The 5,732-nt window shown below is 72.4% G+C and carries 3 protein-coding genes and 4 pseudogenes; 5 read left to right on the top strand and 2 right to left on the bottom strand.

The window, feature by feature from the left end:
- Positions 1-46: 46 nt before the first annotated feature.
- Positions 47-97, top strand: a pseudogene (locus AC08ON_RS14430) (hypothetical protein); the annotation flags it as partial.
- 159 nt (positions 98-256) lie between these two features.
- Here the strand turns inward: AC08ON_RS14430 and AC08ON_RS14425 are convergent.
- Complete coding sequence (locus tag AC08ON_RS14425; RefSeq protein WP_476608015.1) at positions 257-1,399, bottom strand: undecaprenyl-diphosphate phosphatase; 1,143 nt, start codon at positions 1,397-1,399, stop codon at positions 257-259.
- Between the two features lie 127 nt (positions 1,400-1,526).
- On the opposite strand from AC08ON_RS14425, the pseudogene AC08ON_RS14420 reads away from it, so the two are divergent.
- Positions 1,527-2,280, top strand: a pseudogene (locus AC08ON_RS14420) (response regulator transcription factor).
- Between the two features lie 447 nt (positions 2,281-2,727).
- Positions 2,728-3,671 (top strand): annotated as a pseudogene (locus AC08ON_RS14415) (sensor histidine kinase); the annotation flags it as partial.
- Between the two features lie 139 nt (positions 3,672-3,810).
- On the opposite strand, the gene AC08ON_RS14410 reads toward AC08ON_RS14415, so the two are convergent.
- Positions 3,811-4,353: a VOC family protein gene (locus AC08ON_RS14410; RefSeq protein ID WP_476608014.1), complete on the bottom strand. Its 543-nt coding sequence runs from the start codon at positions 4,351-4,353 to the stop codon at positions 3,811-3,813.
- A gap of 87 nt (positions 4,354-4,440) precedes the next feature.
- Here AC08ON_RS14410 and AC08ON_RS14405 point away from each other — a divergent pair, with 87 nt between their 5' ends.
- Both AC08ON_RS14405 and AC08ON_RS14400 read left to right on the top strand, forming a co-directional pair.
- On the top strand, positions 4,441-5,064 hold the full coding sequence (locus AC08ON_RS14405; RefSeq protein WP_476608013.1) for a TetR/AcrR family transcriptional regulator: 624 nt from the start codon (positions 4,441-4,443) through the stop codon (positions 5,062-5,064).
- A gap of 107 nt (positions 5,065-5,171) precedes the next feature.
- Positions 5,172-5,732, top strand: a pseudogene (locus tag AC08ON_RS14400) (ATP-binding protein); the annotation flags it as partial.

The following is a 5,732-nucleotide window of genomic DNA, read 5'->3' as shown; positions in this document are numbered from 1 at the left end:
CCGCCGGCCGCACCGCCGGCCTGGAGATCTCTTTCCCCCCCACGTCCTGCGGCACACCGTCGCGACCAGCCTTGTCCGCGACGGCGCCGACCTCGTCCTGGTCGCCGAACTCCTCGGCCACGCCCGCGTCGACACCGTCCGGATCTACACCCTGCCCACCGACGACGACGTCCAAGACGCCGTCGACCGGGTCACCGTCGACTACGAACCACTCCGAAACGGACCACTCCGAAACGGACCATGCCACTACAGAGAGCTACTTTGCGGCTGGTGGAACGAACCCGAGTCCTGGGCCCTCCAGCGCTGTCCCGTTGCTGTCCCGTGCCGTTCGGAAGATCCCGAAACGTACGACGCACAGGGCACCGGCCACCAGGCAGTAGACGGCGAAGGGGGTCGCCGTGCGGGTTTCGAACCATCGGGCCAGGAACCGGATGGACACGTAGGCCACGACGCCGGCGACGATCGCCCCGAACAGGGTCTGACCGCGAACACCGTCTCCGAGCGGGCCGAGGAGGTCGGGGAGTTTCAGCAGACCGGCGGCGAGGATCACCGGGGTGGCGAGCAGGAACGCGAACCGGGCGGCGTCGAGGTGGGAGAGTCCCCGGGACAGGCCAGCGATCATCGTGACGCCCGACCGGCTGATTCCCGGAGCCAGGGCGGCGGTCTGCGCCACCCCGACGAGCAGGGCGTCCAGGCGCGGCAGCGCGGCGAGCCGCCGGTCGGCGTGCCGGGCCGCTGTCTCGGCTTCGGGTAGTGCCGTCTCGGTCGTCACGGCCTTCGAGTGGTTGCCGGGCCCGGACCCGGGTGCGGATCCGTGAGCTACCAGGGGACCGGAGGCCGGGCGCGTCCCGACCCTGCGGCCCGTGACCGGCGCCGAGCGTGGTATCGGCATGGTGTGCTCGTCCCGGTATCCGGCCGGCCCTGGAGCGCCGCCGGTCGTCGACCGGCGGCGCAGACGCTCCCCCAGCAGCATGATCATGCCGTTCACGGTGAGGAACACGGCGGCCGGCAGCGGCCGGCCCAGGTGGGTGCGCAGCGGATGCTCGAGGAGCAGCCCGACGATGCCCACCGGAACGGTCCCAAGGATGATCAGCCAGGCGAGCCGGCCGTCGGCGGTGGTGACCCGCCGGTCCCGGACCGAGACGGCCAGGCCCGTGATGATGCGCTGCCAGTCGTCACGGAAGGCGACGATAAGCGCCGCGGCGGTGGCCACGTGCACGGCGACGATGAAGGCGAGGTAGGGCGACTCGGGCGCGGAGACGTCGAGGTCCGCTGCCCATCGGCCGCCGATGAAAGCCGGCACGAGCACGCTGTGACCAAGGCTGGACACCGGGAACAACTCCGTGGCGCCCTGCAGGGCACCGATCACGCCCGCCTCGGCGTAGCTGAACGAGGACATGCCCGGCACCGTGCGCCTTCGATCATGTGAACATGGTGTGATGACCGAGTCCCGCGGCGCCACCGGCCGTGACACCGGCCGCAGACCGGAGCGGTTCTGCGCTCGCAGCAGCTCTACGATCCGTTCCATGCGGGTACTGGTCGTCGAGGACGAGGCGCGCACCGCCGCCCTGCTCCGCCGTGGCCTGGTCGAGGAGGGCTACGCGGTCGACGTCGTCGGTGACGGCGCCGACGCGGTCTGGCAGGCGACCGAGATCGGCTACGACGCGATCGTCCTGGACCTCATGCTTCCCGGTCTCGACGGATTCGAGGTGTGCCGCCGCCTGCGCGAGGCGGGCCGCTGGGCCCCGGTGCTCATGCTCACCGCCCGGGGGGACGTTGACGACCGTATCCGCGGTCTCGACGCGGGTGCCGACGACTACCTGCCCAAGCCGTTCAGCTTCGGGGAACTGACCGCCCGGCTGCGGGCGCTCGTGCGGCGCGGGCCCCACCGTCCTGCGGATCGGGGATCTTCGCCTCGACCCGGCCGAGCACCGCGTCCTGCGGGCCGGATCGCCACTCGACCTGTCCGCGAAGGAGTTCGCGCTCCTCCACCTGCTCATGCGCCATCCCGACGAGGTTCTGACCCGTACCTATATCGTCGATCACGTCTGGGACTTCGCCTTCGACGGCACCTCCAACATCGTCGACCAGTACGTGCGCTATGTCCGCCGGAAGATCGACATTCCGGACGGTCCGTCGCTCATCGAGACCGTCCGCGGGGTCGGATACCGGCTACGGACCCCGGCCGAGACGTCGCCCGGGACGTCCCGCGCACCTGGTGTGTCTGCTATGTCCGGCACATCTGGCGCGCCCGGCCCGGTCGTCGACGGGGAATCGTAGCCCGACGTGCCGATCCGGGTGAGGCTGACCCTGCTGTTCGCGCTGGGGACCGCGATCGTGCTCGCCATCGCTGGCGTCCTGTTCTACCTGCTGCTCCGGGTGAACCTGCGGGACTCCGTCGACGCCGACCTGCGGACCCGGTCGGATCTGCTGACGGTCAGGCTCGCCGATCGGTTTGATGCCGCCCGACCCGGGGGCGTTGGTCGAGCCGATGCGGCCGACCTGCTCGTGGGCGGCGGATCGATCGCCCAGGTGCTCCGGGCGGACGGGACGCCGATCGTCTCGTCGCCGGACGCCGGGTCACGGCCGCTGCTGACCGCGGACCAGCTCGCCCGGGCCCGGACGCAGCCGACCCTGGTCACCCGGGAAGTGCGGGCCGGCACCGGGATCAGGCCGACCGGAGATGTCCGCGTCCTGGCCGTGGCGGTGCACACGGGCCGGGCCGCCATGATCGCGGTCGTCGGCACGCCGACGCACCTCACCGACAGGGCCGAGGACCGGGTCCGCAACGTGATGGTGGTGGCGACGGCTCCGACGATCGCGCTGGCGGGCCTCGCCGCCTGGCTGCTCTCGGGGGCGGCGCTGCGGCCGGTGGAGCGGATGCGCCGGCAGGCGGCCGCCGGTCCGGTCACCGCCGGCAGGAACGGCGAGCTGGCGGTGCCCGCGACCCATGACGAGATCGCCGCTCTGGCCAGAACGATGAACGACCTGCTCCGCCGGCTGAACGCGGCCCGTGCCCGGGACCGTGCCTTCGTCGCCGACGCCGGCCACGAGCTGCGGACGCCCCTGACCGTACTCAAGGCCGAGCTGGAGCTCGCCGCCCGTCCCGGTCGCACGCGCGAGGAGCTGATCGAGGCGATCGTCAACGTCTCGGACGAGACCGACCGGCTCATCCGGCTGGCCGAGTCGTTGCTCACGCTCGCCCGGATGGACGGTGGTCTCGTCGGACAGGGGCGGGTCGCGCTCGACGAGGTACTCACCCGCTCCGCCCGGGCAGCGACGGGCTTTCTCCAGGCGCGCGGGCTACGACTCCGGCTTGGCGTCGCCGACGCGCAGCGGCCGCTGGAGGTCCTCGGCGACGGGGACATGCTCCGGCGGGCGGTCGACAACCTGCTTGCCAACGCCGCGCGTCACGCACCCGCGGGCAGCGTCGTCGAGCTGCGGGGATGCCGCACACCGCGGCGGGTCGTCGGGCCGTGGGTGGGTGTGGACGGGCCGGGCGAGGTCGTCATCGTGCAGATCCGCGACCGCGGCCCCGGGTTCCCCCCGAGTTCCTGCCGTACGTGTTCGAACGGTTCCGTCGCGCGGACACCGCCCGCACCCGGGACCACGGCGGCGCCGGGCTGGGTCTCGCGATCGTCGCCGCGATCATCAGTGCACACGGCGGCACCGTCGAGGCGGCCAACTGTCCGGACGGCGGCGCGGTCGTCACCGTCACCCTGCCTGCGACCGCCTGGCCTCCCGGTCCGCCGCCGGCGAGGGTGCACCGGGTCGTCCGGGTGAGCCCCGCCGTCCCGACGGGCCCGCGCGTCAGCCGTCGGCGAGGGATCTCCGGTCCCGGCGCAGGGGATGATCGGGCGGGATCTCCACGACCACGATCGGGACGCCGTCCGGATCCTCGATCCACATCTCGTCGAGTCCCCACGGCTCACGCCGCGGCTCCCGGGTGATGACGACACCCGCCGCGTTCAACCGGGCGTGTTCGGCTGCCAGGTCACGCACCTGCAGCCAGAGCCGCGCCGTCCTCACTGGTTCCCGGCCCGTGCCCACTGGTTCCCGGCCCGTGCCCACCGGCCGTGCCGGCCGCTGCGAGTGCCCGGACACCTCCAACAGGCCCTGGCCGAGGAAGAACACCAGCCCGGGTTCCTCCGGCGGCCCGAACTCGCGGTAGACCGCCAGCCCGAGGGTCTCGCGGTAGAAGTGATGACTGCGCTGCGGATCCGTGGGCCGGAGCAGGATGCGGCTACTGAGAACCTCCATCCGGCGAGTCTGCCCCGCCTGCGGACCGCCGTCGTCACCCGCGAGGTGCTGCGGGAGGCCGAGAGCGACCCGCGGCGCCGCCCCTTCGTCCACCTCGCGTAGCGTCCCCGCTGTCCCCGGACCCGGCGGCCGGTGCCGTCCGTCCCGGCGGGGCGGATCAGCCCTTGCTAGATTGATCGAATGTGCGAGCCCGCCGGCCGGCGTGAGCGCAAGAAGCGGCGCACCCACGACGCGCTGTCCGCGGCGGCCATCGCGCTGTTCCTCGACCGCGGCTTCGATGCGGTGTCGGTGGCGGAGGTCGCAGCGGCGGCCGGGGTGTCGAAGCCGACGCTGTTCACCTACTTCACGAGCAAGGAGGACCTGGTCCTGCACCGGATCCTCGACCATCGTGGGGAGTTCGCCCGGGTGGTGGCGCAGCGCCCGGCGGGCAGTTCGCCGCTGGCCGCCATCGAGGAACATCTCGCCGCCGGGCTCGAGCGCCGGGAGCCGGTCACCGGTCTGAACGACGACCGCGAGGTGCTCGCCTACCACGGTATGGTCTTCTCCACCCCGAGTCTGCTCGGCAGGCTGGCCCAGCACACCGGGCGGGACGAGGATGCCCTCGCCGCGGCGGTGCCGGCGGCCGGCGAGCTCGCGGCCCGGCTGGCTGCCGCGCAGATCATCGCCGTCCGGCGGGTGCTGGCCCGGGCGAACTGGGCCCGGCTGGGGGAGGGACGGTCCGCCGCGCAGGTGTTCCCGGACGCGCTTGCCGCCGCGCATCAGGCGTTCCGCGCCCTGCGGCGTGCCCTCCCCGACTACGCCTGAGTGCCTGCCATGTCCTGACTGTTCCTTCATGATCGCGGGTTGCCGCGGGGAGTGCCGCCTTCGTCCGGATAGTATTCCTTGCCGAATTAAGAAAGGGGTGCTAGGTGATGATTGACGGCATGAACGCCGAACCGGATGCGGATCCGGTCGACCTGACCGTCGATGTGGCTGTCGATGTGGCCGGACCGGACGCGGAGCTGGCCGCGGAACGCGAGCACCTCCGGCGCAGCCGGCGGGCGCTGGCGGGGATGCGTGCCGAGGTCGAGGGAACGGAGATTGCCGCGGGCGACGCGGTCGTGGACAAGGTGACGAACGCCTACCTGAAGCTGGCGAAGCAACGGCGGCTCGCCAGCTTCACCGAGCAGGAGCATTCGACGCCGCTGTTCTTCGCCCGGGTCGACTACGGGCCCGACGCGCCCCGGGTCCCCGGCCAGCGCTTCTACCTCGGGCGGCGGCACGTGCGCGAGGCTGCCGGGGACGATCCGCTGGTCGTCGACTGGCGCACCGAGGTCGCCCGGCCGTTCTACCGGGCGCATCCGGGCGACCTGATGGGGCTCACGGTCCGACGCAGGTTCGGCTACGACGGGGCGGAGCTCACCGCGTTCGAGGACGAACCGCTCATCCCCCGCCGCTCGGGGGCGGGGGACGGCGGCGGGAAAGCCTGCGGT

The sequence above is a fragment of the Frankia sp. CoWAU3 genome (assembly GCF_977971855.1).
Note: the sequence above shows the minus strand (reverse complement) of the source record. Positions and strands in the feature narration are given on the sequence as shown.